Annotated in this window: 21 protein-coding genes and 1 tRNA gene; 18 read left to right on the top strand and 4 right to left on the bottom strand. The window is 71.8% G+C overall.

Features of this window, described 5'->3' with window-relative positions; all coding sequences use genetic code 11:
* Positions 1-5 precede the first annotated feature (5 nt).
* Positions 6-635: a Pycsar system effector family protein gene (locus FCH28_RS36010; protein WP_222852481.1), complete on the top strand. Its 630-nt coding sequence runs from the start codon at positions 6-8 to the stop codon at positions 633-635.
* Between the two features lie 102 nt (positions 636-737).
* On the opposite strand, the gene FCH28_RS36005 is transcribed toward FCH28_RS36010, so the two are convergent.
* A tRNA-Pro gene (locus FCH28_RS36005) sits at positions 738-811 on the bottom strand.
* Positions 812-1,054: 243 nt separating this feature from the next.
* On the opposite strand from FCH28_RS36005, the gene FCH28_RS36000 reads away from it, so the two are divergent.
* From FCH28_RS36000 to FCH28_RS35975, 6 genes are all read left to right on the top strand, one after another.
* Positions 1,055-1,441 (top strand): DUF488 domain-containing protein, encoded by a 387-nt coding sequence (locus FCH28_RS36000; protein WP_136744626.1) that lies wholly within the window; start codon positions 1,055-1,057, stop codon positions 1,439-1,441.
* Between the two features lie 117 nt (positions 1,442-1,558).
* Complete coding sequence (locus FCH28_RS35995; RefSeq protein WP_136744625.1) at positions 1,559-2,752, top strand: argininosuccinate synthase; 1,194 nt, start codon at positions 1,559-1,561, stop codon at positions 2,750-2,752.
* Between the two features lie 87 nt (positions 2,753-2,839).
* Positions 2,840-4,276 carry an argininosuccinate lyase gene (gene argH / locus FCH28_RS35990; protein ID WP_136744624.1) on the top strand — a complete coding sequence of 479 codons (1,437 nt, stop codon included), beginning with the start codon at positions 2,840-2,842 and terminating at the stop codon, positions 4,274-4,276.
* 123 nt (positions 4,277-4,399) lie between these two features.
* Positions 4,400-4,951, top strand: coding sequence for a TetR/AcrR family transcriptional regulator (locus tag FCH28_RS35985; RefSeq protein ID WP_136744623.1), 552 nt, complete (start codon positions 4,400-4,402; stop codon positions 4,949-4,951).
* A gap of 14 nt (positions 4,952-4,965) precedes the next feature.
* Positions 4,966-6,552 carry an MFS transporter gene (locus FCH28_RS35980; protein ID WP_136744681.1) on the top strand — a complete coding sequence of 529 codons (1,587 nt, stop codon included), beginning with the start codon at positions 4,966-4,968 and terminating at the stop codon, positions 6,550-6,552.
* A 300-nt stretch (positions 6,553-6,852) separates the two neighbouring features.
* Positions 6,853-8,823, top strand: a complete 1,971-nt coding sequence (locus tag FCH28_RS35975; RefSeq protein ID WP_136744622.1) for a bifunctional metallophosphatase/5'-nucleotidase — start codon at positions 6,853-6,855, stop codon at positions 8,821-8,823.
* Positions 8,824-8,889: 66 nt separating this feature from the next.
* On the opposite strand, the gene FCH28_RS35970 is transcribed toward FCH28_RS35975, so the two are convergent.
* The gene (locus FCH28_RS35970; RefSeq protein ID WP_136744680.1) at positions 8,890-9,558 is read right to left on the bottom strand and encodes a lysophospholipid acyltransferase family protein; all 669 of its coding nucleotides are present in this window, start codon (positions 9,556-9,558) and stop codon (positions 8,890-8,892) included.
* Positions 9,559-9,926: 368 nt separating this feature from the next.
* Between FCH28_RS35970 and FCH28_RS35965 the strand changes: the two genes are divergently transcribed.
* Together FCH28_RS35965 and FCH28_RS35960 are read left to right on the top strand one after the other, a co-directional pair.
* Complete coding sequence (locus FCH28_RS35965) at positions 9,927-11,081, top strand: glycerophosphodiester phosphodiesterase (RefSeq protein WP_136744621.1); 1,155 nt, start codon at positions 9,927-9,929, stop codon at positions 11,079-11,081.
* Positions 11,082-11,284: 203 nt separating this feature from the next.
* Positions 11,285-11,818 carry a GNAT family N-acetyltransferase gene (locus FCH28_RS35960; RefSeq protein ID WP_136744620.1) on the top strand — a complete coding sequence of 178 codons (534 nt, stop codon included), beginning with the start codon at positions 11,285-11,287 and terminating at the stop codon, positions 11,816-11,818.
* A 69-nt stretch (positions 11,819-11,887) separates the two neighbouring features.
* Here the strand turns inward: FCH28_RS35960 and FCH28_RS35955 are convergent, their stop codons facing one another.
* Positions 11,888-12,334 carry a hypothetical protein gene (locus FCH28_RS35955; protein WP_136744619.1) on the bottom strand — a complete coding sequence of 149 codons (447 nt, stop codon included), beginning with the start codon at positions 12,332-12,334 and terminating at the stop codon, positions 11,888-11,890.
* On the bottom strand, positions 12,327-12,695 hold the full coding sequence (locus tag FCH28_RS35950; protein WP_136744618.1) for a hypothetical protein: 369 nt from the start codon (positions 12,693-12,695) through the stop codon (positions 12,327-12,329). The genes FCH28_RS35955 and FCH28_RS35950 overlap by 8 nt, the downstream gene beginning before the upstream one ends.
* Before the next feature lie 117 nt (positions 12,696-12,812).
* On the opposite strand from FCH28_RS35950, the gene FCH28_RS35945 reads away from it, so the two are divergent.
* The 9 genes from FCH28_RS35945 (at position 12,813) to FCH28_RS35905 (ending at position 25,586) form a co-directional block, all read left to right on the top strand.
* Positions 12,813-13,460 (top strand): HAD family hydrolase, encoded by a 648-nt coding sequence (locus FCH28_RS35945; RefSeq protein WP_136744617.1) that lies wholly within the window; start codon positions 12,813-12,815, stop codon positions 13,458-13,460.
* Positions 13,461-13,833: 373 nt separating this feature from the next.
* Positions 13,834-14,901, top strand: a complete 1,068-nt coding sequence (locus tag FCH28_RS35940) for a methionine ABC transporter ATP-binding protein (RefSeq protein ID WP_136744616.1) — start codon at positions 13,834-13,836, stop codon at positions 14,899-14,901.
* The gene (locus FCH28_RS35935; protein ID WP_136744615.1) at positions 14,898-15,635 is read left to right on the top strand and encodes a methionine ABC transporter permease; all 738 of its coding nucleotides are present in this window, start codon (positions 14,898-14,900) and stop codon (positions 15,633-15,635) included. Before FCH28_RS35940 ends, FCH28_RS35935 begins: the two co-directional genes overlap by 4 nt.
* Before the next feature lie 74 nt (positions 15,636-15,709).
* Positions 15,710-16,588: a MetQ/NlpA family ABC transporter substrate-binding protein gene (locus FCH28_RS35930; protein WP_246103489.1), complete on the top strand. Its 879-nt coding sequence runs from the start codon at positions 15,710-15,712 to the stop codon at positions 16,586-16,588.
* A gap of 219 nt (positions 16,589-16,807) precedes the next feature.
* A complete protein-coding gene (locus FCH28_RS35925) occupies positions 16,808-17,443 on the top strand; it encodes a GNAT family N-acetyltransferase (protein ID WP_136744614.1) in 636 nt (211 codons plus the stop codon).
* Between the two features lie 151 nt (positions 17,444-17,594).
* Positions 17,595-18,824, top strand: coding sequence for a precorrin-6y C5,15-methyltransferase (decarboxylating) subunit CbiE (gene cbiE / locus FCH28_RS35920; RefSeq protein WP_136744613.1), 1,230 nt, complete (start codon positions 17,595-17,597; stop codon positions 18,822-18,824).
* A gap of 236 nt (positions 18,825-19,060) precedes the next feature.
* Positions 19,061-23,152, top strand: coding sequence for a nicotinate-nucleotide--dimethylbenzimidazole phosphoribosyltransferase (gene cobT / locus FCH28_RS35915; RefSeq protein ID WP_136744612.1), 4,092 nt, complete (start codon positions 19,061-19,063; stop codon positions 23,150-23,152).
* A gap of 193 nt (positions 23,153-23,345) precedes the next feature.
* Positions 23,346-24,578, top strand: a complete 1,233-nt coding sequence (gene cobA, locus FCH28_RS35910) for a uroporphyrinogen-III C-methyltransferase (protein WP_136744611.1) — start codon at positions 23,346-23,348, stop codon at positions 24,576-24,578.
* Positions 24,579-24,770: 192 nt separating this feature from the next.
* Positions 24,771-25,586 (top strand): TrmH family RNA methyltransferase, encoded by an 816-nt coding sequence (locus tag FCH28_RS35905; protein ID WP_136744610.1) that lies wholly within the window; start codon positions 24,771-24,773, stop codon positions 25,584-25,586.
* The last annotated feature ends 19 nt before the right edge of the window (positions 25,587-25,605 follow it).

The following is a 25,605-nucleotide window of genomic DNA, read 5'->3' as shown; positions in this document are numbered from 1 at the left end:
GGAGTGTGTCAGTTGCGGCAGACCCGGTCGCCCGGTTCCGCGAACCTGGGACCGGGAGCCGCCTCGGGCGGCTGCCGTACGCCTCGCCTCAGGGCACGCCTCGCCTCAAGGAGCGGATGATGAACGGACAGCCGGAACCCCGACGTGACGCGGCGGACACCGCCTGGCGGATCCACACCGCCCTCATGGACTGGACCGGCAAGGTGGACACCAAGGCGTCCTTCGCGCTGAGCCTGGAGTCGGCGGCGGTGACCGCCCTCGCCGCGTTCTCCGGCGATGTCGTCGACGCGTCGTTCGGCCGTGGCCGGTGGGCCGTGGTCGCCCTCTACTGGACCGGCGTGGGACTGCTCATGGCGGCGATCGTGATGGCCGTCGTCGTGGTGATGCCCCGGCTGGACGGCGCCGCGGCCAAGGCGGACCCGCGGGCCGGGTTCGTCTACTTCGGCCATCTGCGGCACTGGGCACCGGCCCAGCTCACCGAGGCGTTACGGGGCCAGGACCCGGTGCCGGTGCTGTGCCGGCAGGTGATCGACATGTCGCGGATCTCCTGGCGCAAGCACCGCCTGGTCCAGATGTCGCTGGTCGCCGCCACGGCGGGGGCGGCGACGGCGTGCACCGCCCGGATCATCGGCTGACCCGCGCACCGGCCTGCCGCATCGCACACGGCCGCAAAGCCGCGCAGCCACAAAAAAGACCAGCGGGTCTGCCTCATTCGGCAAACCCGCTGGTCAACACCGTCGGGACGACAGGATTTGAACCTGCGACCCCTTGACCCCCAGTCAAGTGCGCTACCAAGCTGCGCCACGTCCCGGTGCGACTACCGGCCGGAAACTTCCCGGCCGGGCGTGCAGAAGAAAAAATACCCTGTCCTGGCCCCTGAATCCAAAGCGGGGTCCCGCGGACGGTACCCGGGCCGTATTTCGGGGGCATCCCGGGCCGTATTCCGGGCTGCCTTCCGGCCCGTCCCCGGCCCGCCCCCGGCCCGTCTCCGAGCCGGATCCCGCCCGGTCCCGGCCCTCCGGCGGCCCGCGTCCTTCCGTGCTTCGATGAAGTCATGGCTGCGAAGTCCGCGAAGTCTGCGAGTGACGGTATCCAGATCCGCCGGGTGTACGACCCGCCGGAGCCGTCGGACGGTGCCAGGGTGCTGGTCGACCGGCTGTGGCCGCGGGGCGTGTCCAAGGAGGACGCGCGGCTCACCGAATGGTGCAAGGACGCCGCCCCCTCGTCCGAGCTGCGCCGCTGGTACCGCCACGAGGGCGAGCGGTTCGAGCGGTTCGAGGAGCGCTACCGGGACGAGCTGGCGCAGGACGCGGCGCAGCCCGCGCTGGAGCATCTGCGGGAGCTGGCCGCGGCGGGGCCGCTGACGCTGCTCACCGCGACCAAGGATGTGGCGCACGGGCATGTGGCGGTGCTGGTCGATGTCCTCCGTGAGGCGCCCTGAGGCCCTGGCTCGCCGGGTTGAACCGCCCCTGACCTGCGCTTTCGATGAGGCGTTGACGAAACATACGGTGGAGTGCATACTTATACCCAACAGCGTATGCACCGTAAGGAGAAACCCGTGACCGAGCGCGTCGTACTCGCCTACTCGGGCGGCCTGGACACCTCTGTCTGTATCGGCTGGATCGCCGAGGAGACGGGCGCCGAGGTCATCGCCGTTGCCGTGGACGTCGGCCAGGGCGGCGAGGACCTGGACGTCATCCGCAAGCGCGCGCTCGCCTGCGGCGCCGTCGAGGCCGAGGTCGCCGACGCCAAGAACGAGTTCGCCGACGAGTACTGCCTCCCGGCGATCAAGGCCAATGCGCTGTACATGGACCGCTACCCGCTGGTCTCCGCGCTCTCCCGGCCGACCATCGTCAAGCACCTGGTCGCCGCCGCCAAGAAGCACGGCGCCACGACGGTCGCCCACGGCTGCACCGGCAAGGGCAACGACCAGGTCCGGTTCGAGGCCGGTATCTCCTCCCTCGCGCCCGACCTGAAGTGCATCGCCCCGGTCCGTGACTACGCCATGACCCGGGACAAGGCGATCGCCTTCTGCGAGGACAAGAACCTCCCGATCGCGACCACCAAGAAGTCGCCGTACTCCATCGACCAGAACGTCTTCGGGCGGGCCGTGGAGACCGGCTTCCTGGAGGACATCTGGAACGCGCCGATCGAGGACGTCTACGAGTACACCGAGAACCCGGCCACCCAGCGCGAGGCCGACGAGGTCATCATCACCTTCAAGGAGGGTGTCCCGGTCGCCATCGACGGCAAGCCGGTCACCGTCCTGCAGGCCATCCAGCAGCTCAACGAGCGGGCCGGCGCCCAGGGCATCGGCCGGATCGACATGGTCGAGGACCGGCTCGTCGGCATCAAGTCCCGTGAGGTGTACGAGGCGCCGGGCGCGATCGCGCTCATCACCGCGCACCAGGAGCTGGAGAACGTCACCGTCGAGCGCGAACTGGCCCGCTACAAGCGGCAGGTCGAGCAGCGCTGGGGCGAGCTGGTCTACGACGGCCTGTGGTTCTCGCCGCTGAAGCGGGCCCTGGACGGCTTCATCAACGAGGCCAACCAGGCGGTGTCCGGCGACATCCGGATGACGCTGCACGGTGGCCGTGCGGTCGTGACGGGGCGGAAGTCGGACCAGTCGCTGTACGACTTCAACCTGGCGACGTACGACACCGGTGACACGTTCGACCAGTCGCTGTCGAAGGGCTTCATCGAGCTCTTCGGGATGTCGTCGAAGATCGCCGCGAAGCGCGACCTGGCCTGAGCCCCTCTCGTTACGTACGACAGCCGCCTCCTCGCCCTCGTGGCGAGGAGGCGGTGCCGCACATCCCCACCCCTCCGAGGAGCAGCAGTGAGCAGCAACAGCGGTGACGTCCGGCTCTGGGGCGGCCGTTTCGCCGCCGGACCAGCGGACGCCCTGGCCCAGCTGTCGGCATCCGTCCACTTCGACTGGCGGCTGGCCCCGTACGACATCGCCGGCTCCCGTGCCCACGCCCGTGTGCTCCACAAGGCGGCTCTGCTGACCACCGACGAGCTGGAGCGGATGCTCGCCGGGCTGGACCAGCTGGAGGCCGATGTCGCCGACGGCTCGTTCACCGGCACCATCGCCGACGAGGACGTGCACACCGCCCTGGAGCGCGGTCTGCTGGAGCGGCTCGGCCCGGACCTCGGCGGCAAGCTGCGGGCAGGGCGGTCCCGCAACGACCAGGTCGCCACCCTCTTCCGGATGTATCTGCGGGACCACGCGCGGATCATCGGCGGGCTGATCGCCGACCTCCAGGAGGCGCTGGTCGGCCTCGCCGAGACGCACCCGGACGTCGCGATGCCCGGCCGCACCCACCTCCAGCACGCGCAGCCGGTGCTCTTCGCCCACCATGTGCTGGCGCATGCGCAGTCGCTGTCGCGGGACGCGGAGCGGCTGCGGCAGTGGGACGAGCGCACCGCCGTCTCGCCGTACGGCTCGGGCGCGCTGGCCGGCAGCAGCCTCGGCCTCGACCCGGAGGCGGTCGCCGCCGACCTCGGCTTCGAGCACGGCAGCTCGGGCAACTCCATCGACGGCACGGCCTCCCGTGACTTCGTCGCGGAGTTCGCCTTCATCACCGCGATGATCGGTGTGAACCTCTCCCGTATCGCCGAAGAGGTCATCATCTGGAACACGAAGGAGTTCTCCTTCGTGACCCTGCACGACGCCTTCTCCACCGGCTCGTCGATCATGCCGCAGAAGAAGAACCCGGACATCGCGGAACTGGCGCGGGGCAAGTCGGGGCGTCTCATCGGCAATCTGACGGGGCTGATGGCGACGCTCAAGGCGCTGCCCCTCGCGTACAACCGCGACCTCCAGGAGGACAAGGAGCCGGTCTTCGACTCCTGCGACCAACTGGAGGTCCTGCTTCCGGCGTTCACCGGGATGATGGCCACGCTGACCGTCAACCGCGAGCGCATGGAGGAACTGGCCCCGGCCGGCTTCTCGCTGGCCACCGACATCGCGGAGTGGCTGGTCAAGCAGGGGGTGCCGTTCCGGGTGGCGCACGAGGTCGCGGGGGAGTGCGTCAAGGAGTGCGAGGCGCACGGCATCGAGCTGGACCAGCTCACCGATGACCAGTTCGCCAAGATCTCGCCGCATCTGACGCCCGAGGTCCGTACGGTCCTCAATGTGCCCGGCGCGCTGGCCTCGCGCAGCGGCCGCGGCGGTACGGCGCCCTCGGCGGTGGCGGTCCAGCTCGCCGAGGTGCGGACCGACCTGGCCGCGCAGCAGGAGTGGGCGGCGGCCAAGGGCAGCAAGAAGTAGCGCGGAGTACGGACGTACGGCCTCCACCCCGGGCGGGGTGGAGGCCGTTCTTCGTGTGCCCGGCGGTGGAGGGGAGCGGAAACCAATGAGACAATGATGTCTCATTCGGTTAATCTCTGTCTCATGGCTGTGGATCGTCAACACGTACTCAAGCAAGCCGCCGCGCTGCTGACCCGCCGCGCGACGACGCCGATGGACGAGATCGCCCGCGCCGCCGGCATCAGCCGGGCGACGCTGCACCGGCACTTCGCGGGACGCGACGCCCTGATCCGGGCCCTGGAAGACCTGGGTATCGAGCAGTTCACCCAGGCGATGGACGCGGCCCGGCTGGACGAGGGGAACGCCGCCGACGCGCTTCGCAGGCTGATCGCCGAGGCCGAACCGGTCGCCGGTGTGCTGGCGTTCCTCTTCACCGAGAACCAGCTCTTCGAGAGCGGCGAGATCAACGCCGGCTGGGCCCTGCTCGACGACCGGATCACCGCGCTCTTCCGCCGCGGCCAGGAGCAGGGCGACTTCCGTATCGACCTCAGCTCCGCCTGGCTCACCGAGGCGTTCTACGGCCTGATCGGCGCCGGCGCCTGGGCCGTGCACGAAGGGCGGGTCGCCCGCAACGACCTCAACCACTCGATCGCCGAGCTGCTGCTCGGCGGCATCCGTCGGAGCATGGAGAAATGACCGAGACCATAGGCATGGCGTCGGGACCGGCCGGTTCGGCCCACGTGGACGACCAGCCCCGCCCCGGCCGCTGGCTCGCGCTCTCCATCCTCGTGCTCGCCGTGCTGCTGGTCGGCGTCGACGCCACCGTCCTCGGCCTCGCCACCCCCTTCCTCAGCGAGGATCTGGAACCGTCGGGCACCCAGCTCCTGTGGATCGGTGACATCTACTCCTTCGTCATCGCCGGGCTGCTGGTCTCCATGGGCAGCCTCGGCGACCGGATCGGCCGCAAGAAACTCCTGCTGATCGGCTCCGTCGCGTTCGGTGCGATGTCGGCGCTGTGCGCGTACGCCACCAGCCCGGAGATGATGATCGCGGCCCGCGCGCTGCTCGGCGTGGCGGGTGCGACGCTGATGCCGTCCACCCTCGCACTCATCCGCAACCTCTTCCACGACCCCCAGGAACGCAGTCTGGCCGTGGGTGTGTGGGGCGCGATGGCCTCGGCGGGCATGGCCGTGGGACCGGTCCTCGGCGGCTTTCTGCTGGGCCACTTCTGGTGGGGCTCGGTCTTCCTGATCAATCTGCCGGTGATGGCGCTGCTGGTGGTCATCGGAGCCAAGGTGATCCCGGAGTCCCGCAATCCGGATCCCGGTCCCTGGGACATCCCCAGCGTGCTGCTGTCCCTGGTGGGCATCGTCGGTGTCGTCTACGCCATCAAGGAAGCGTCGGTGCACGGCTTCCGCTGGGACATCGGGCTCGCGGCCGCCATCGGCGCGCTCACGCTGATCTGGTTCGTCCGACGCCAGCTCACCCTCGACTCGCCACTGCTCAACATGAAGCTCTTCCACCACCGCGGCTTCTCCGGGGCGGTGCTGGCCGATCTGCTGACCATCCTGGGACTGTCCGGGCTGGTCTTCTTCCTCTCCCAGTTCCTCCAGATGGTGCAGCTGCGCTCGTCGCTGAACGCCGGGCTCACCGAACTTCCGGCCGCGGTCGGCGCGGTGGGGGCCGGCCTGGCCGCCGGGTACGTCGCCCGGCGGCTGTCCGTACGGATAGTGGTGGCCGGCGGCCTGGCCGTGGTCGGGCTCTCACTGGTCGGCTGTACGACGCTGCACGCCGACACCGGGACCGCCGCGATGGCGGTGATCCTGTTCGTCGTCGGCATCGGCGCCGGCTTCTCGTTCACCGTCACCGCCGATGTGATCCTCTCCAGCGTCCCCAAGGAGGAGGCGGGCGCCGCCTCCGCGGTCTCCGAGACGGCCTACGAACTCGGCGCCGCCCTCGGTATCGCCCTCCTCGGCTCCATCGTCACCGGCATCTACCGGGGGTTCCAGGCACCACCGGGCGTGCCCGCCGACGTCGCCGACGCCGCCCGCGAATCGCTGGGCGGCGCCTTCGAGGCGGCCGGAGAACTCCCCGCAGAACAGGGCGCGGCACTGATGAAGGCCGCTCAGGACTCCTTCGTCCGCGGGCTGGATGTCGCGGCCGGTGTCGCCGCGGCGATCCTGCTGTCCGCCGCGGCGGCGGCCTGGGTCCTGCTGCGTGGCCAGGAGCTGGAGTACAGCCCGGCCCAGGTGACGGCGCCCGAGCCGGAACGGGAGCCGGAGTCGGGGACCGTCTAGCCCGTACGGGTCCGCGGCCCGCGGGGCCCCTTAGCCCGTACCGGCGGGGGCCCGCGCGCGAACGAGGGACAGCGGCCGGCCGGTGAGCCGGTCAGGGCGTGTCCTGCCGATCGACCCGGCCGCCACCCGCCATGATCCACAAGACACGCCTTGGTGGCGACTGCCCCTCGCCCGTTCACACCCGGTACGCCCCCTGGCGGCCGGCTGTCCCACGGTGGGCCCCCGCGCCGTTCAGGCGTGGGGGAACGTTTGGCTCTCCCGTCGTCCCCTGGGGTCGGCCCCGCTCAGGAGAGTGACGCAGTGCGCGACATCGGACGACGGTTCTTCTTCACCGCGGCGGGGGCACTGGCCACCGCGAGCGCCATCGGCAGTGACGCCTACGCCACCGGCCACGCCCGCGACGCGGCCACCGCCGACGAGTACGTCGATGTGCAACTGCTCAACATCACCGACCTGCACGGCTTCCTCCAGGGCGCCCCGGGCGGCAACTCCGTCATCACCGGCGCCGGCGGCAAGAAGTACACCGTCGGCGGTGTCGCCTACATGGCCGCGCACCTGGAGCGGCTGCGCGCCGGCCACCGCAACTCGATCTTCTTCGCCCCCGGGGACCTCTTCTCCGGCTGGGAGTTCGACGCGTCCTCCTTCGCCGACGAGCCCACCATCGAGGCGCTCAACGCCATGCGCCTGGACTTCGCCTCGGCCGGCAACCATGAATTCGACAAGTCGGTGAAGTTCCTCACCTCGCACATGGCAAAGGGCGACCCCTTCCCCACCATCGGCCGCGACGACGCCTTCGACGACTCCACGGGCCGCCGCTTCCCCGGCGCCCGCTTCCCCTACTACAGCGCCAACATGGTGTGGAACCAGTCCGGCAAGACCGTGCTGCCGCCGTACAACATCAGCTACGTCGACGCCGGTCGCGGCCGCCGGCTGCCGATCGGGTTCATCCATCTGACGGCCATGGGCACCGAGACCTTCCCCGGCTCCTACCACCCGGGACTGCGCACCCTGGAAGAGCTGGAGACCGCCAACCGCTGTGCCGCCGAACTGAAGTCACGCGGCGTCAACGCGATCGTGCTGAGCATGCACGACGGCGCGGTGGCCGGCAGCGACTTCTCCAGCGGCAGCAACCCGTCAGGACCCGCCTACGACCTGGCGCTGCGCGTCTCCCCTGACATCGACGCCATCGTCACCGGGCACTGGCACCGGGCCTTCACGATGATGCTGCCGGACCCCGACGGCAACCCCCGCCCGTTCGTCGAAGCCGGCTGCTACGGGCAGCTCGTCAACGAGATCAATCTGCGGCTCGACCGCGACACCGGCTCCGTCGTGCGCGCTCTGACCACCGCCACCAACCATCCCAACACCCGCGATGTGACGCCCCACGCGGGGCTGAAGTCGATCGCCGACTACTGGGCCGGCTACAGCGCCCGGCGCGCCCGCACCCCGCTCGGCCAGCAGTCCGCCTCGTTCACCCGGCGGCGCAACGCCGCCGGCGAGAGCACCATGGGCGACCTCGTGGCCGACTGGGCGCTGTGGGCGGCGGGCCGGCCGCGCGGCCCCATGGACGACGCCGGCGGCGACACCGCCGGCCCCGCGGAACTCGCCGTCATCGCGGTCGCACCGCGCGTCGGACAGGCGATCATCGCCGGTGACCTGGTTCGTGACGAGGCGTCAGGCGGCACCGTGACCCTCGGGCAGGCATGGAACGCGGTGGGCTTCGGCGACCCGATCCTGACGGTCACCGTCACCGGCGCACAGATCCACGACGCGCTGGAGGAGCAGTGGGCGCCGGCCTCCGGGGGCGGCCTGGGCTTCGCGCCGCTGGCCGTCTCCGCCAACGTCCGCTATACCTTCGACGCGGCGGGCCCTGTCGGCCGGCGCGTCGACCCCGCCGACGTCCTCATCAACGGCACCGCGCTCGACCCGGAACGCCGCTACCGCCTCGCCGCGCCCTCGTACACCCTCATCAACCAGGACGGCTACAGCGCCTTCACCGGATTCAGCGCACCGGTCCGGCACGACCGCGACTTCGAGAGCTTTGTCTCCTTCGTCCGTGACCGGCAGCGGCTGACGCCCGCGCCGCTGAACCGGGTGGCGGCCAAGAACACAGAGGTGGCCGGCGCCCGGATCGGCTCCGTCACCGAACGCCGACAGCTGCTCCAGGCCGACGGCAGCGCGATGCCACGACCCGAGGCGGCACTGCGTTCGGCATCCACCAGCGGCCCCGAGGGGCAGCGCGCGTACAAGGGCTTCCGGGTGCCCTGCTGACGGGCGCGCACAACGCAACGGGCCCCGTCCGAGGAGTGGACGGGGCCCGTTGCAGAAGGCCGGAGGCTATGCGGCCCGTGCCTTCGTTGCGTACACGTCGACGTACTCCTGGCCGGACAGTCGCATGACGTCGCTCATCACCTCGTCGGTGACCGCCCGCAGGACATAGCGGTCGCGGTCCATGCCCTCGTAGCGGGAGAAGTCCAGCGGCTCACCGAAGCGGATGGTGACCGGGGCGATGCGCGGCATGCCCTTGCCGTTCGGCTGGACCTTGTCGGTGCCGATCACCGCGTACGGGACGACGGGGGCGCCGGTCATCAGGGCCAGGCGGGCGACTCCGGTGCGGCCGCGGTAGAGCCGGCCGTCGGGGGAGCGGGTGCCCTCGGGGTAGATGCCGAAGACCTTGCCCTCCTCCAGGACGCGGCGGCCGGTCATCAGCGCCGCTACGCCGCCGTGCCCGCCGTCGCGGTCGACGGGGATCATGCCGCCGGTGGAGAAGAACCAGGCCATCAGGCGGCCCTTGATGCCCTTGCCCGTGACGTACTCGTCCTTGCCGATGTAGAAGACCTGGCGCTTGACGGACAGCACCATGAACAGCGAGTCGATGAAGGTGACGTGGTTGCCGGCCAGGATCACCGGTCCGCTGCCGGGAATGCGCTCCATGCCCTCGACCGTCGGGCGGAAAAGGACACGCATGACGAATCCGAGAATCGCCTTCAGCACAATGCGGGACAACGGGCCCTCCGGGTAGTGGCTGATCAACATCGGGATCGAGCGAGCGCAGAACTCTGCAGCCCAGGACCATACTCGTGGGTCACCCCGGCTCGCACATCGGGTTAACGAGGTCGATACCCAGAGTTGACACCCGTTGTTTCCGTGTTTCCTCCGAAGTCGACGGTCGTCTCCCCGGCACCGCCCGGCCATGCATACGATGCGAGGCGTCCCGTTGACAGGTGCGGGACACACGGGGACCACCCGGAAATGGCGAGAACTTACGGGTGTGTCCGGAACATCCAGGTTGTCTGCGGACGTCCTGGACCGGCCGGAACGCACCCCGGTTCGAGCCCCTCACGACCACCCCTCAGCAGAAGGAGCGCGGGTATATGCAGAAGCGGCAGCGGCCGGGACGGCGGACGGTGCTGGGAGCCGCGGCTCTCGGCGCGGGAGCGGCGGTGCTCGGCGGCGCCGGCCAGGCGAGCGCGAGCCAGACGGGCGCCGGTGCGGACGGCGCCGAGGGCCGGGAGCTGCCGGTTCCGCTGGTCGTCGGCCACCGCGGCGCCTGCGGCTACCGTCCCGAGCACACCTTCGGCTCGTACCAACTCGCCCTCGACATGGGCGCGGACGTCATCGAGCAGGACGTCGTCCCCACCAAGGACGGGCATCTGGTCTGCCGGCACGAGAACGACATCACCGCCACCACCGATGTCGCCGACCACCCCGAGTTCGCCGGCCGCAAGACCACCAAGACCGTCGACGGCAAGAAGCTCACCGGCTGGTTCACCGAGGACTTCACGCTCGCCGAGCTGAAGACCCTGCGCGCCAAGGAGCGCATCCCGGACGTCCGCCAGCACAACACCCTCTACAACGGCCGCTGGGAGGTGCCCACCTTCGAAGAGGTCCTGCGGTGGGCCGAGAGCGAGGGGCGCCGGCGCGGCCGCCGAATATGGCTCTACATCGAGACCAAGCACCCCACCTACTTCCGCAAGCTGGGCCTGGGCACCGAAGAGCCGCTCGCCAAACTGCTGCGCCGCTACGGCCGGGACAGGGCGGGCTCCCCGAACTTCCTCCAGTCCTTCGAGCCCAGCAGCCTCCAGCGGCTCGGCAAGCTGGGCCTGCGGTGCCCGAAGGTCCTCCTGCTCGACGAGCCGTCCGTGAAGCCCTGGGACTTCGTGGAGGCCGGTGACCCGCGCACCACGGCCGACCTGCTCAAGCCCGAGGGGCTCCGGTGGACCGCCGGCTTCGCCCAGGGCATCGGCCCCTGGCTGCCGCAGGTCATCGCGCAGGACGACAAGGGCAAGCTCGGCGAGCCCACCACCCTCGTCCGCGACGCGCACGCCGCGGGGCTGGTCGTCCACCCGTACACGCTTCGCAACGAGAACAGCTTCCTGCCGCTGGACTTCCGGGTCGGCGACGACCCCGCCGGGTACGGCAACGCCCTGGGTGCCCTGAAGGCGTACTTCGACACCGGCATCGACGGTCTGTTCTCCGACAACCCGGACACCGCGCTGCTCGCCGCGGCGGAGTTCCGCAAGGCCTGACCGCCCGCGGTCGCCGAGACGTCCGGACCGGCCCCAGCCCCCTGCCCGCTCATCCGAGTTGGGAATGTCACAGAGGAGGTTGGGGCCGGTCCGTTCCCGTTGTCCGGAATGCGTGCGCAGAATGCTCGGCGCGGAGATTGCCGCCGTCGAATTCCGGGGACTCCGGAAGCACCGAGCGAACCGAAAAGGGGAGGCATACGCGCATGGGCACGAGCGTGACCATCTCTCCGGCGACCGACCAGGACGCCGAGCAGATCCTCAAACTCCAGTACCTCTGCTACCAGACGGAGGCCGCGCTGTACGACGACTACGGCATCGAGCCGCTCACCCAGACCCTGGACTCCCTGCGGGCCGAACTGGGCGAGGGCTGCGTCGTGGTGGCCAGGCTCGGCGAGGAGGTGGTCGGAGCCGTGCGCGGCACCGTCGACGCCGACGGCACCGCCGACATCGCCAAGCTCATCGTGCACCCGCGGATGCAGCGGCACGGCCTCGGCGGACGGCTGCTCGACGCGATCGAGGGACGGCTCGCGGCCGAACGCTCTGCCAGGCGCTTCCGCCTGTTCACCGGCCACCGCAGCGAGGGCAATCTGCAGCTGTACCGCAGCCATGGCTACGCGCAGATCGGGACCGAGCAGCTCACCCGCAGACTGAGCCTGATCACGCTCGAAAAGACCGTGCCCGAAGGGGCCGTACCCGAAAAGGAGGCGGCCGCCGTGGCGGCGGTCACCGGGGTGTAGGGAAGCGGGACGGGGGCCCCTGCTCCTTCGGGAGATGGATGGGGGTCCCCCTGCTCCGCCCGTCCGGCTTTACGTCGTACGCGCCCGGCGCAGCCAGATCAGCCCGGTGACGGGCAGCAGGATCGGGATGAAGAGATAGCCCATCCCGTAGTCCGACCAGACGGTGGCGTCGGGGAACGCGGACCTGTCGACCAGCGTCCAGGTGCCGATGCCCAGCACCCCGAGAAGCTCCAGCGCACAGCAGGCGAACGCGGCCCTGCGGGCGCCCTCGCCGCCTCGTACCAGCGAGAAGGTGATGAAGCCGTAGACGACGGCGGAGACCGCCGAGAGGCTGTACGCCAGCGGTGCCAGGTCGAACTGCGCGATGACCTGGTACGCGGAGCGGGACGCGGCGGCGACGGTGAACACGCCGTAGAGGGTGACCAGCAGTCGTCCGGGGCCGCTGCCCAGGGACCGCTTCGCCGGTGTCGCGCCCGCGGTGGCGTCCGCCGCCGTGGTCGCCGGGGTCTCAGGCACTGCCGCCTCCCCAGATGTCGAACAGCCGCACTTCCAGCACCGCCAGCACCACGGCGCCCGCCGCGACGGTGGCCGAACCCCAGCGGGTCCGCTCGGAGAGCGACATGAAGCCGGTCCCGGGGACGCAGACGGCCGCGCCGAGCAGATAGGCCACGAAGATGGCGGTGCCCTGCTCCGGCGACTGCCCCCGCGCCAACTGCACTACGGCGATGACCAGTTGGACGATGCCGAGCAGCGACACGAGGGCCATGCCGATGAAGTGCCAGTCCTTGGTGGGCTGGTCGCGGTAGGCGGCGAAGCCGCACCAGGCGGCCAGGGCGAGGGCGGCCACCGCGACCGCGACCGTCAGCGCGTCGATCATCGGGACCTCCGGGCGGCGTGGCCGGGCGCCGTGGGGTTGTCGAGCATGGGGCGATGCTAATCGTCCGAGGGCGGGCGGTTACGCCCGGCCCCACGACGGCACGTACGCTCGTCAACCATGAAGATCTCCGCCGAAGCGCTCCTTTTCGACAATGACGGCACCCTCGTCTCCTCCATAGCGTCCGTCGAGCGCTGCTGGGGCCGCTGGGCGAAGGAGTACGGCGTCACCGCGGAGGACTTCGCGCGGATCCTGCTGCACGGCCGTCCGGCGGTGGAGGTCGTGGCCGATCTGCTGCCCGCCGGCCTGGTGCCCGAGGCGCTGGCCCGCATCGAGCAGCTGGAGGTCGAGGACGTCGCGGGCGGGACGGTCGCGCTGCCCGGCACCCATGCGCTGCTGGCGGGGCTGCCCGCCGAGCGGTGGGCCGTGGTCACCTCCGCCACCCGCCGGCTGGCCGAGGCCCGGCTGGCCGAGGCCGGAGTGCGCCCCAAACACCTGATATCCGCCGATGACATCAGCCGCGGCAAGCCCGACCCCGAGCCGTTCCTGATGGCGGCCGCGCGGCTCGGGGTGGACCCGGCCCGCTGTGTCGTGTTCGAGGACGCGCCGGCCGGGCTGACCGCGGGCCGCGCGGCCGGAATGACGACCGTGGCGTTGACCACAACGCACCCCGCCGATGAACTGGCCGCGGACGTCGTCGTCCCCGATCTGTCGGCGATATCCGCGCAGGCCACGGGCGGCACCGTGGAAATCAGCATCGCGGACTGAACCGCCGTCCACAGGTCGGTCAGCCATGTCCGGTATACGGACACGCTTGATCGCCCCGCACTCGTGTCTGGTTTACTTGCCGCCATGACCACGACGAGCAGCCGCACCCCTGCGACCGAGGCGAACACGACGCCCGGTGCTCGTTGCATGTGTCGAATGTGTGACCGCTGAGGGCCCCCGCCTGAGCCTCGCGCCCCGAAGCGAGCCCTGCTGCCGTGCGCCGTTCCCGACCGCGCCGGCCGCCCCGCGTCACCGGAACCCGGAGCCGGGCCCCGCGCCCGCCGCCGCTCCGCGTTCCCCTCTGCCGCACTCGCAAGAATGCCCCGTGCCCGGCGGGCGAGCCGCCGAGCACTCGACAGTGACGGAATTCCCTGTGATCACCACAACGGGCCTGACCAAGGTCTACCGTTCAGGCGGCCGCGACGTCACCGCCCTGGACGGCGTCGATCTGCACGTCCGCGAGGGCGAGGTGTACGGCGTCATCGGCCAGAGCGGCGCCGGAAAATCCACCTTGATCCGCTGCCTCAACCTCCTGGAACGCCCCACCTCCGGCACGGTCACCGTCGCCGGCCAGGACCTGACGGCGCTGGCCGGCAACCAGAAGCGCGCCAACGCCGCCCTGCGGGCCGCCCGCAGCCATATCGGCATGGTCTTCCAGCACTTCAACCTGCTGTCCTCGCGCACCGTCCAGGACAACGTCGAACTGCCCCTGGAGATCCTCAAGGTCGACCGCAACGAGCGCTCCCGCAAGGCCCTGGAGCTGCTGGACCTGGTCGGCCTCGCCGACAAGGCCAAGGCCTACCCGGCGCAGCTCTCCGGCGGCCAGAAGCAGCGCGTCGGCATCGCCCGCGCACTGGCCGGCGACCCCAAGGTGCTGCTCTCCGACGAGGCCACCAGCGCCCTGGACCCGGAGACCACCCGCTCGATCCTCCAGCTGCTGCGCGACCTCAACCGCCAGCTGGGCCTGACCATCGTCCTCATCACGCACGAGATGGACGTCGTCAAGACGATCTGCGACTCCGCCGCGCTGATGAAGAACGGCCGCGTCGTCGAGCAGGGCACCGTCGCCGAACTGCTGGCCACCCCCGGCTCCGAACTGGCCCGCGAGCTCTTCCCGGTCGGCGGCGAGCCCTCGACCGACGACCACACCGTCGTCGACATCACCTTCCACGGTGAGGCCGCCACCCGCCCGGTGATCTCCGAGCTGGCGCGCACCTACAACGTCGACATCTCGATCCTCGGCGCCGCCATGGACACCGTCGGCGGCAAGCAGATCGGCCGGATGCGGATCGAACTCCCCGGCCGTTTCGAGGAGAACGTGGTGCCCATCGGCTTCCTGCGCGAGCAGGGACTCCAGGTCGACGTGGCGGACACGGTGAACACAGCTGACGCAGCCATCCCGGCGCCCGCCGCCGCGCTGCTCGAGGAAGGTGCCAAGTGACCTGGTCCGAGATGCAGCCGCTGCTGTACGACAACACGCTCGACACCCTCTTCATGGTGTGGTGGGCAGCGTTCTACGCGGTACTCATAGGCATCCCGGTCGGCGTGCTGCTGCATCTGACCGACCGCGGCGCCATGCTCCAGAACGTCGTCGTGAACAAGGTCCTCGGCGCGATCGTGAACATCGGACGGTCCTTCCCGTTCCTGATCCTGATCGTGGTGCTGATCCCCTTCACCCGGCTCGTCGTCGGCGTCTCCATCGGACCGACCGGCGCGGTGGTCCCGCTCGCCATCGCCGCCATCCCGTTCTTCGCCCGCCTCGTGGAGGCCGCGCTGCGCGAGGTCGACCACGGCCTGGTGGAAGCCGCCCAGGCCATGGGCGGCGGCACCTGGACCATCGTCTTCAAGGTGCTGCTCCCGCAGGCGCTGCCCGCCCTGGTCGCGGCCGTCACCACCACCGTCATCACGCTGATCGGCTACTCCGCGATCGCCGGCGCGGTCGGCGGCGGCGGCCTCGGCAACCTCGCCTACACCTACGGCTACCAGCAGTACGAGACCGCCCTGATGATCACCACCGTGGTGGAGCTGATCGTCCTGGTCACGCTGGTGCAGCTGCTCGGCGACCTCGTCGTCCGCCGGCTCGCCGGCCGTGGCAGCCGCGGCTCGTCCGCACGCACCGGGCTGCGCCGCGCCCGGACCGAGGAGCCGGCCGTCGCCACCGGCGAGGCCGCCTGACCCCTCAAGACCCCCACCACCCCAAAGAGCCCGGACCCTTTGCCGGGCATACGACCACGCGCCATCGGGCCCGTGTGAACAAGAAAGAGGCACTCTTCGTGCGCAACACCGTCAAGACCTCCGTGGCCGTCGCCGCCGCCTCCGCCATCGCCCTCGGCGCCGGCGCCTGCAGCGCCCCGTCCGACACCACCGCCGGCGACAAGGGCGACAAGAACGCCGCGCTCGTCGTCGCCGCCAGCCCCACCCCGCACGGCACCATCCTCGACTTCGTCAAGAACAAGCTGGCGGACAAGGCCGGCCTGAAGCTGGTCGTCAAGCCGTTCAACGACTACAAGATCCCCAACAAGGTCACCGACGACGGCCAGGTCGACGCCAACTTCTTCCAGCACAAGCCGTTCCTCGACACCTTCAACAAGGAGAACGGCACGCACATCGTGCCCGTCCAGAACGTGCTCATCGAGCCGCTCGGCGTCTACTCCAAGAAGCTCGACAAGCTCTCCGACCTCAAGTCCGGCAGCACCGTCTCGGTCCCCAACGACCCGTCCAACGAGGGCCGGGCGCTCAAGCTGCTCGCCGACAACGGCGTGATCACCCTCAAGCCCGGCGTCGGCTCCGACGCCAAGCTGACCGACGTCAAGGACGACAAGGGCATCAAGATCACCGAGCTGGAGGCCGCGCAGACCGCGCCGCGCATCGACGACGTCGACGCCGCGATCATCAACGGCAACTTCGCCATCGGCGCCAAGCTCAAGCCCTCCAAGGACGCGCTGGCACTGGAGAAGGCGGAGGGCAACCCCTACGCCAACTTCCTCGCCGTCAAGAAGGGCAACGAGGACGACCCGCGGATCAAGAAGCTCGCCAAGCTCCTGAACTCCCCCGAGGTCAAGAAGTTCATCGAGGACAAGTACCAGGACGGATCCGTCATCCCCGCGTTCGGCCCCGCAAAGAGCTGACGACCCGTCCGACGCCTCCCCGCACCCGGGCCCCGGATCCGCGTACCGCGCGGCCGGGGCCCACGCGCGTGTGCGAACCCGCACGTAGATCGCGTGGCGAACCCGCACGTAGATGCTGCATGCTGGTGCATTCAAGACGGGCCGGACGGCCCGCGCACTCACGGAGAAACAGCCCGTGACGTCCCGGAACACCACGGTCAACGGCGTTGGAGCAGCGGCATGACATCCACCTTTCCGGACATCTCCATCAGCACGGACCGGCTGGTGCTGCGCCCCTTCGAAGAGGCCGACGTGCCCGCCCTCGCCGAGATGATGACCGACGAGCTCGTCACCGCCTGGACCGACCTGCCGCACCCCTACACCGTCGCCGACGCCCGCGCCTGGGCCACCGGCAAGGCCGCCGCCGTCCGCACCGAAGGCCGCGGCATCGCCCTGGCCGTCACCGAGTTCCTCACCCAGCGCCTGGTCGGCACCATCCACGTCGACCACACCGACTGGCGGGTGCTCAGCACCGAGGTCGGCTATGTCACCGCCCCCTGGGCGCGCGGCGAGGGCTATGCCTCCGAATCCGTGCTCGCCGTCGCGCAGTGGCTCTTCCAGGACCAGAAGTTCGAACGTATCGAGCTGCGCACCGCCGCCGACAACACCGCCTCCCAGCAGGTCGCCCAGAAGATCGGCTGCATCAGCGAGGGCGTACTGCGCAATGCCTGGATAGCCCGCAGCCGCACCGAGGACGGCGGCTGGACGGACATCCGTACCGATCTGATCGTGTGGAGCCTGCTGCCCGAGGACCTCGACGGGGTCCCCGGCCGGCTGGCCGACGCCAACGGCTTCAGCTACCCCGAGTGGAACTGATCCCACTCCTTCACGCCCGCTCCCAGGCCCCGCCCCCCGAGGTAGTCTCGGCCTGCGTGCACCTCCGCGACCAGCGCGGACCCCCCGCCACAGCGCCGCGGAGCCACCGCCCCGCCCGCGTATCCACAGCAGCCCCAGGAGACTGACGAGCATGGCCGACCGGGTGACGGTGATCGGATGGGACGGCTCGCCGCTGACCGCCGCCGCCCGCTCCGCACTGGGCGCCGCGACGCTCGTGGCCGGCGCCGCCCACCACCTCGCGCTCCCCGAGATCCCGCCGCACGCCGAACGCGTCCGGCTCGGCAGCCTCTCCCTCGCCGCCCGCCGCATCGCCCAGCACCGCGGCACCGCGGTCGTCCTCGCCGACGGCGACCCGGGCTTCTTCGGCGTCGTACGCACCCTCCGGGCCCCCGAATTCGGCCTCGAAGTGGAAGTGGTGCCGGCCGTCTCCGCCGTCGCGGCCGCCTTCGCACGGGCCGGCATGCCCTGGGACGACGCCCAGATCGTCGTCGCCCACAGCCGCGATCTGCGCCGCGCGGTGAACGTCTGCCGCGCCCACACCAAGGTCGCCGTCCTCACCTCGCCCGGCGCGGGCCCCACCGAACTCGCCCTGATGCTGCGCGGCGTCCACCGCACCTTCGTCATCTGCGAGGAACTCGGCACCGACCGGGAAGAGGTGACAGTACTCACATCCGACAAGGCCGCCGACCATGTCTGGCGCGACCCCAATGTCGTGATTGTCGTGGGCGGTTCGCCCGGCGGCGCCGCGATCGCCCAGTCGCAGGGGTCCGGCTGGATCGCCGCCCATGAGGTGGGCCACCCGACCGGCCCGCGCGGCTGGGGACTTCCGGCCCACGCCTACGGCGGCGTCCCGACCGAGGGCGAATCCGTCCAGCTGCGGACGGCCCAACTGGCCCGCCTCGGGCCGCGGGTGGGCGACCTGGTCTGGGACATCGGCTGCGGCAGCGGCGCCGCCGCCGTGGAGGCCGCGCGGTTCGGCGCCGCGGTCATCGCGGTGGACGCGGACGCCGAAGCCTGCCGGCGCACCGTCGCGGTCGCCCGCCGCCACGGCGTCCAACTCCAGGTCGTGCACGGGCGGGCGCCGCAGATCCTGGAAGACCTGCCGGAGCCGGACGTGGTGCGCATCGGCGACGGGGGAGCGGCGGTGGTCACCGCCGTCGCGGCCCGCCGCCCGGAACGGATCGTCACCCATGCCGCCACCCGCGACGAGGCCGAAGCGGTGGGCAGGGCGCTGGCCGACGGCGGCTACGAAGTCGAGTGCGCGCTGCTCCAGTCCGTCGACCTGGACACCTCGGTCTGGGTCGAACGCGAACGTTCCGTCGTCTTTCTCCTCAGTGGCTATCGCGTTCCTCACCCCTGACCAGGTCGGCAACCCGCGGAGGGTAGGCTGGCGGATCGTTGCGCCGCCGTTCCGCGCTCGGGTTAGTACGCCAATATCCGGAAAATGCCGTGGTTTTGGTCGAAAATGAAGCTCTGGAGAGCGGACGTGCCGCGAGGCGTGCTCGCTCGTTCTAGCTATCGGGGCGTCGGCGCGCCCCGGTCGAGCGCGTCGCACGAGCGGTTGGAAGGAGCACTACCAATGGGCGAGGGGTACGCATGACCGACACCGGCCAGGTCCCGGGCGAGGGACAGCCGGAGAACGCAGGCGGACATCCCGGGCAGCCGCAGCCGGCGGCCGTTCCCTCCCCTGCCGACGCCGGACCGATGGAGCAGCCGGGCCCGCCCCCCGCTCCGGACGCGTACCCCTACCTCGACCCGGCGGACGGCGCCGCCGAGGACGACGACCTGCTGCTGATGCCGGGCGCCCAGGGCGCCTGGAGCGAGCAGCAGCCCCAGCAGCCGCTCCCGCAGCCGCACGAGACCCACCATCAGATCCCGGCCCAGCAGCAGCGACAGCAGGGCGCGGCGGAACAGGGCGCGCCCTACGCCGCCCCCGGCACCGCCGGGTTCGAGCCGATGCCCGCGCAGGCCGGCGACCACGAGAGCGGCGGCCGGGACTCCGGCGCGGTCGACCTCAGCGCCGTCCGCATCCCGCAGCCCACGTCACCGCACCCCGCGGCACCCCAGCAGCAGGCGGGCGGGCCCGCCCGCCGTCCGCTGCACATGGGCCCGCCCATGCCCGACACGACCGGCGGCGTGGTCCGCTCGCTCGCCGACCGCGGGCCGGCCGGCACGCCCCCGCAGACCCCCGCACGGCACGCCGGCGGACCCGAGTACTTCGACGCCCCGGCCGAGGGCCCCGCAACAGCCCAGGCCGCCCCGGCCGAACAGCCGGTGGCCGCGCCGCCCGCCGAGCCCCAGCCCCCCCAGGCGCAGGCGGTCGAAGCACAGCCGGCCCAGGCCCAGCCGCTCGACGCGCAGCCGGCGCCCGCTCAGCAGCCGTACCCCGAGCAGAACTTCACCGACGTGGCGTACGCCGAGCAGCCCCCCGCCGCGCCGCCGTACGGCGAGCAGACCTACGGCGGCCAGGTGTACGCCGAGCAGTCCTACGGCGCCACGGGCCAGGGCCCGCTGCCGGGCCCGCAGCTCGGCGAGATCCCGTCGCAGGTGCCGCCGTGGGGCGAGGCCTCCGCGCAGGCGGTGGCGGCTCCCCACGCAGAAACGGTCGACCCCGGTGCGATGACGGGAGTGCCCGCGGAGGCGGCTGCCGTCCCCGCCGGCGAGGCCGTCCCGCAGGTGCCGCAGGACGCCCAGCCGCTCGCCGGGCAGCCGATGCCGGTGCCGGTCCCGGGCGCTCCGGAGGCGCCGGAGGGCGTGGCCGTCGTCGCGGACGCCGGTGCCGCCGCGGCCGTTGCGGCACCACAGGCCGTGGTCACGGACGCGCCGGAAGCGGTTCAGGAGGCGCCGGACGCCGCCGCCCCCGCCGAACAGCCGGCGGCGCCCGCCGAGGCGCAGCAGCTCGCGGACCCGGGCCAGGCCGTCGTCGAGGCCGAGGCGGCGGCGCAGCCTGCCGACGCCCAGGCTCTGGTGGATCCGGCGGTGCCGGCCGAGGCTCCGGCGGAAGCGCAGCCGCAGCAGGCCACCGTGGACCAGACGCCGCAGGTCGTCGGGGCCGTCGGCGAGGCCGTTCCGTCGGCCGAGCCGGCGCAGCCCGGTCCCGCCGACGCTCCCCGGGCCGGCGCCGAGACCGTCGCCCCCGCCCAGCCCGTGGCGGCCGTCGAAGGACAGCAGCCGCCGGTGGCCCAGGCCGCCGGGGGCGCCCCGGCGGGCGCGGCCATCCCGATGCCCGCCGCACCCCAGGGCCCCATCGCGATGCCCCCGGCAAAGACCGGCGCGGCCGAGGCACAGGCCGTCATAGAGCAGCCCGAGGCGCCGCTGCCCGACGCCGGGCAGCCGCAGCCCGTCGCGCACGGCGAGGCCCCGAACCCGGAGGCCGCTCCTCAGGACCAGGACACCCCGGCCGAGCAGCAGCCCGTACCGCCTGTCGCCCACGACACCCACGAGGCGGACGCCCCCCAGGACGCGCCCGTCGCGGCGGACGTGGCACCCGACGGCACCGTCCCCACCACGGACGACGCCCCCGCCGAGCCCCTCCCCGCGGGTGCAGCGGACGAGACCGCCCAGGCCGCCGAGAGCGCGGAGCCCGTCGCCCCCGAAGCGGCCGCCGCACCGCAGCAGGTGCCCGCCCCGGCCGAGGCCGAGGGCACCGAGCAGCCCTCGGACGACACCGCCCAGGAGCAGCCGACCGCCGAAGGCGACCAGCCCGAGACGCCCGCCGCCCCCGCCGACGACACCTCCATGGACGACGCCGCCTCCGAAGCGGCACCCCACCAGGACGGCGCCGAACTCGTCCAGCTCGGCGAGGGCCACGAGGGTCACGACGGCGACGCAGCCGCCGCGACCGGCGAAGACCACCAGCCCCAGGCCGCGGACCAGCCCGTCCCCGAGGCCGCGCCCCACCAGGACGGCCCGATGGCGGACGACGGCACGCACACCGACGGCATCCCGGTGCAGGCCCCGGCCGCCGGATACGACGACTCCGAGCGCGCCGCCGTGCACCGTGTGATGCGCGAGCGCCGCGACATCCGCAACGGCTTCCGTGGCGACCCCATCCCCAACGACGTGCTGCTGCGCGTCCTGGAGGCGGCGCACACCGCACCCAGCGTCGGCCACTCCCAGCCGTGGGACTTCGTCGTCATCCGCTCGGCCGAGACCCGCGAGAAGATGCACCAGCTCGCCATGCAGCAGCGCGAGGCGTACGCCAAGTCGCTGCCCAAGGCGCGCGCCAAGCAGTTCCGCGAGCTGAAGATCGAGGCGATCCTCGACACGCCGGTGAACATCGTCGTCACCGCCGACTCCACCCGCGGCGGCCGGCACACCCTCGGCCGCCACACCCAGCCCCAGATGGCCCCGTACTCCTCCGCGCTGGCGGTCGAGAACCTCTGGCTCGCCGCGCGCGCCGAGGGCCTGGGCGTCGGCTGGGTCAGCTTCTTCGACGAGCGGGAAATGGTCCGCGAGCTGGGCCTGCCCGAGCACCTGGAGGTCGTGGCGTACCTCTGCGTCGGCTACGTCGACGAGTTCCCCGACGAGCCCGAGCTGCTGCAGGCCGGCTGGTCCAAGCGCCGTCCGCTGTCCTGGGTCGTCCACGAGGAGACCTACGGCCGCCGCGCGCTGCCCGGCGAGGACCCGCACGACCTGCTCCAGGAGACCCTCCAGGGCATCCGTCCGCTGGACGCCAAGGCGCTCGGCGAGGCCTGGGAGCGGCAGAAGCGGATGACCAAGCCCGCCGGGGCCCTGGGCATGCTGGAGATCATCTCCGCGCAGCTGTCCGGGCTGTCCCGCAAGTGCCCGCCGCCGATCCCGGAGCCGGCCGCCGTCGCGATCTTCGCGGGCGACCACGGCGTGCACGCCCAGGGCGTGACCCCGTGGCCCCAGGAGGTCACCGGCCAGATGGTCGCCAACTTCCTGGGCGGCGGCGCGGTCTGCAACGCCTTCGCCAACCAGGTCGGCGCCGAGGTCTGCGTCGTGGACGTCGGCGTGGCGGGCGACCTCCCGGCCACCCCGGGACTGCTGCCGCGCAAGGTACGCGCCGGCACCGACGACTTCACCGCCGGCCCGGCGATGACCCAGGAGGACGTGCTCAAGGCGATCGAGGTCGGCATCGAAACCGCCCGTGACCTGGTCGCGGCCGGTAACAAGGTGCTGCTCACCGGCGAGATGGGGATCGCCAACACCACCACCTCGGCCGCCCTGATCGCCGTCTACACCGGCGCCGACCCGACCGAGGTCACCGGCCGCGGCACCGGCATCAACGACGAGACGCACGCCCGCAAGGTCGATGTCGTGCGCCGCGCCCTGGAACTCCACCAGCCCGATCCGGCCGACCCCGTCGGCGTGCTCGCCGCGGTCGGCGGACTGGAGCACGCCGCGCTCGTCGGCCTGATCCTCGGCGGCGCCTCACTGCGCACCCCGGTCATCCTCGACGGCGTCAGCGCCGGCGCCGCCGCCCTGGTGGCCCGCGCCATCGCCCCCGAGGCGCTGGCCGCCTGCATCGCAGGACACCGCAGCGCGGAGCCCGGCCATGTCGCGGCACTGACCAAGCTGGGCCTGCGCCCGCTGGTCGACCTCGATCTGCGCCTCGGCGAGGGCACCGGCGCGCTGCTCGCGCTCCCCGTGGTGCAGAGCGCCGCCCGCGCCATGCACGAGGTCGCCACCTTCGACTCCGCCGGAGTGACGGAGAAGAGCTGACGGAGCCGACCGGGGACTGCCTTGACCTGGCTCTCCCCGCATGACCACCGGCCCGCAGCCCCATAGGCTGTGGGTCGGGGCCATGAACCCCGCATCACGGGTCCCGGCCGTACCACTTCACCAGCCGCTCCAGAGCCGCAGCGGTTGAGCTTGTCGCCGACATCGCACCACCCGCACAAGGAGCCGTACCACCATGGCTGAGCACGCCGAACCCGCCGCCTACCCCGTCGGACTGCGGCTGTCCGGCCGCCGCGTGGTCGTCCTCGGCGCGGGCCAGGTCGCCCAGCGCCGGCTTCCCGCGCTCATCGCGGCCGGCGCCGACGTCCTGCTGATCTCCCCGTCCGCCACCCCCTCCGTCGAGGCGATGGCCGACACCGGCGAGATCCGCTGGGAGCGCCGCCGCTACCAGCCGGGCGACCTCGACGGCGCCTGGTACGCGCTGATCTCCACCGACGACCCGGAAGCCAACGCCGCCGCGTCCCAGGAGGCCGAGGACCGCCGGGTGTGGTGCGTACGCTCCGACGACGCCGAGGCCGCCACCGCCTGGACCCCGGCCACCGGCCACAGCGAGGGCGTCACCGTCGCCGTGCTCACCGGCCGCGACCCGCGCCGCTCCGCCGCCGTACGCGACGCCATCGTCGAGGGCCTGCGCGACGGCAGCATCGCCGCCCCGCACCACCGCAGCAGGGCCAAGGGCGTGTCCCTGGTGGGCGGCGGCCCCGGCGACCCCGACCTGATCACCGTCCGCGGCCGCCGGCTGCTCGCCGAGGCCGACGTGGTCATCGCCGACCGGCTCGGCCCCCGCGACCTGCTCGCCGAACTCCCGCCGCACGTCGAGGTCATCGACGCCGCGAAGATCCCCTACGGCCGCTTCATGGCCCAGGAAGCCATCAACAACGCGCTGATCGAGCACGCCAAGGCGGGTAAGGCCGTGGTCCGCCTCAAGGGCGGCGACCCGTTCGTCTTCGGCCGCGGGATGGAAGAGGCACAGGCGCTCGCCGAGGCCGGCATCCCCTGCACCATCGTTCCCGGCATCTCCAGCACCATCTCCGTCCCCGGCGCCGCCGGCATCCCCGTCACCCACCGTGGCGTCGCCCACGAGTTCACCGTGGTCAGCGGCCATGTCGCCCCCGACGACGAGCGCTCCCTGGTCGACTGGCCGTCCCTCGCCAAGCTGCGCGGCACCCTCGTCGTCCTGATGGGCGTCGAGAACAGCGCCGCCATCGCCGCCAAGCTCATCGAGCACGGCCGCCCCGCCGACACCCCCGCCGCCGTCATCCAGGAAGGCACCACCGCGGCCCAGCGCCGCGTCGACGCCACCCTGGCGACCCTCGGCGAAACCGTACGGGCCGAGGGCGTCCGCCCCCCGGCGGTCATCGTCATCGGCGACGTCGTCGGCGTCGGCACCGCCCCCACGAACGGCTAGGCCCGTCCTAAAGGGCCCGTACGCGGCGTCGGGGCCTCCCGCCCCCGCATCCAGGCCCCGACCCGCACCGGACCCGGCCCCGGCACGGGACCCGTCCCGCCATGGGACCCACCCTGCTATGGGAACCCCCGATACGGCACCGGCTCCCGCCCCGGCATTGGAACCTCGACACCGACAAGGCACTATCTCCCCGTGGCAGAAATCATCACCGTCGATGACCCGGACGACCCGCGCCTCAGCGACTACACCGGCCTCACCGACGTCGAGCTGCGGCGCCGCCGCGAGCCCGCCGAAGGGCTCTTCATCGCCGAGGGCGAGAAAGTCATCCGGCGCGCCCGGCACGCCGGATACGAGATGCGCTCCATGCTGCTCTCGGCCAAGTGGGTCGACGTCATGCGCGATGTCATCGACGAGATCCCGGCACCGGTCTACGCCGTCAGCCCAGCCCTCGCCGAGAAGGTGACCGGCTATCACGTACACCGCGGCGCACTGGCCTCCATGCAGCGCAAACCGCTGCCGGACGTCACCGAACTGCTCGGCACCGCCCGCCGCATCGTCGTCATGGAAGCGGTCAACGACCACACCAACATCGGGGCGATCTTCCGCAGCGCCGCGGCCCTCGGCATGGACGCGGTGCTGCTCTCCCCGGACTGCGCCGATCCGCTCTACCGCCGCTCGGTGAAGGTCTCCATGGGCGCGGTGTTCTCCGTGCCGTACGCCCGCCTGGCGAGCTGGCCCAGGGACCTGGTGGCCGTACGGGAAGCGGGCTTCAGACTGCTCGCCCTGACCCCCGCCGAGCAGGCCACCGCCATCGACGAGGCCGCACCGCACACCCTGGAGCGCGCCGCCCTGATGCTCGGCGCGGAGGGCGACGGCCTGACCACCGGGGCACTGCGGGCCGCCGACGAATGGGTCCGCATCCCGATGGCACACGGCGTGGACTCCCTCAACGTCGGCGCGGCCGCCGCGGTCGCCTTCTACGCCGTAACGGCGGGCCGTCCCGCCTGAGCCCGACCACGGCCTGTCC

It is taken from the genome of Streptomyces piniterrae (assembly GCF_005048155.1).
GTDB lineage: Bacteria > Actinomycetota > Actinomycetes > Streptomycetales > Streptomycetaceae > Streptomyces > Streptomyces piniterrae.
This window is presented reverse-complemented; position numbering and strand designations above follow the sequence as displayed.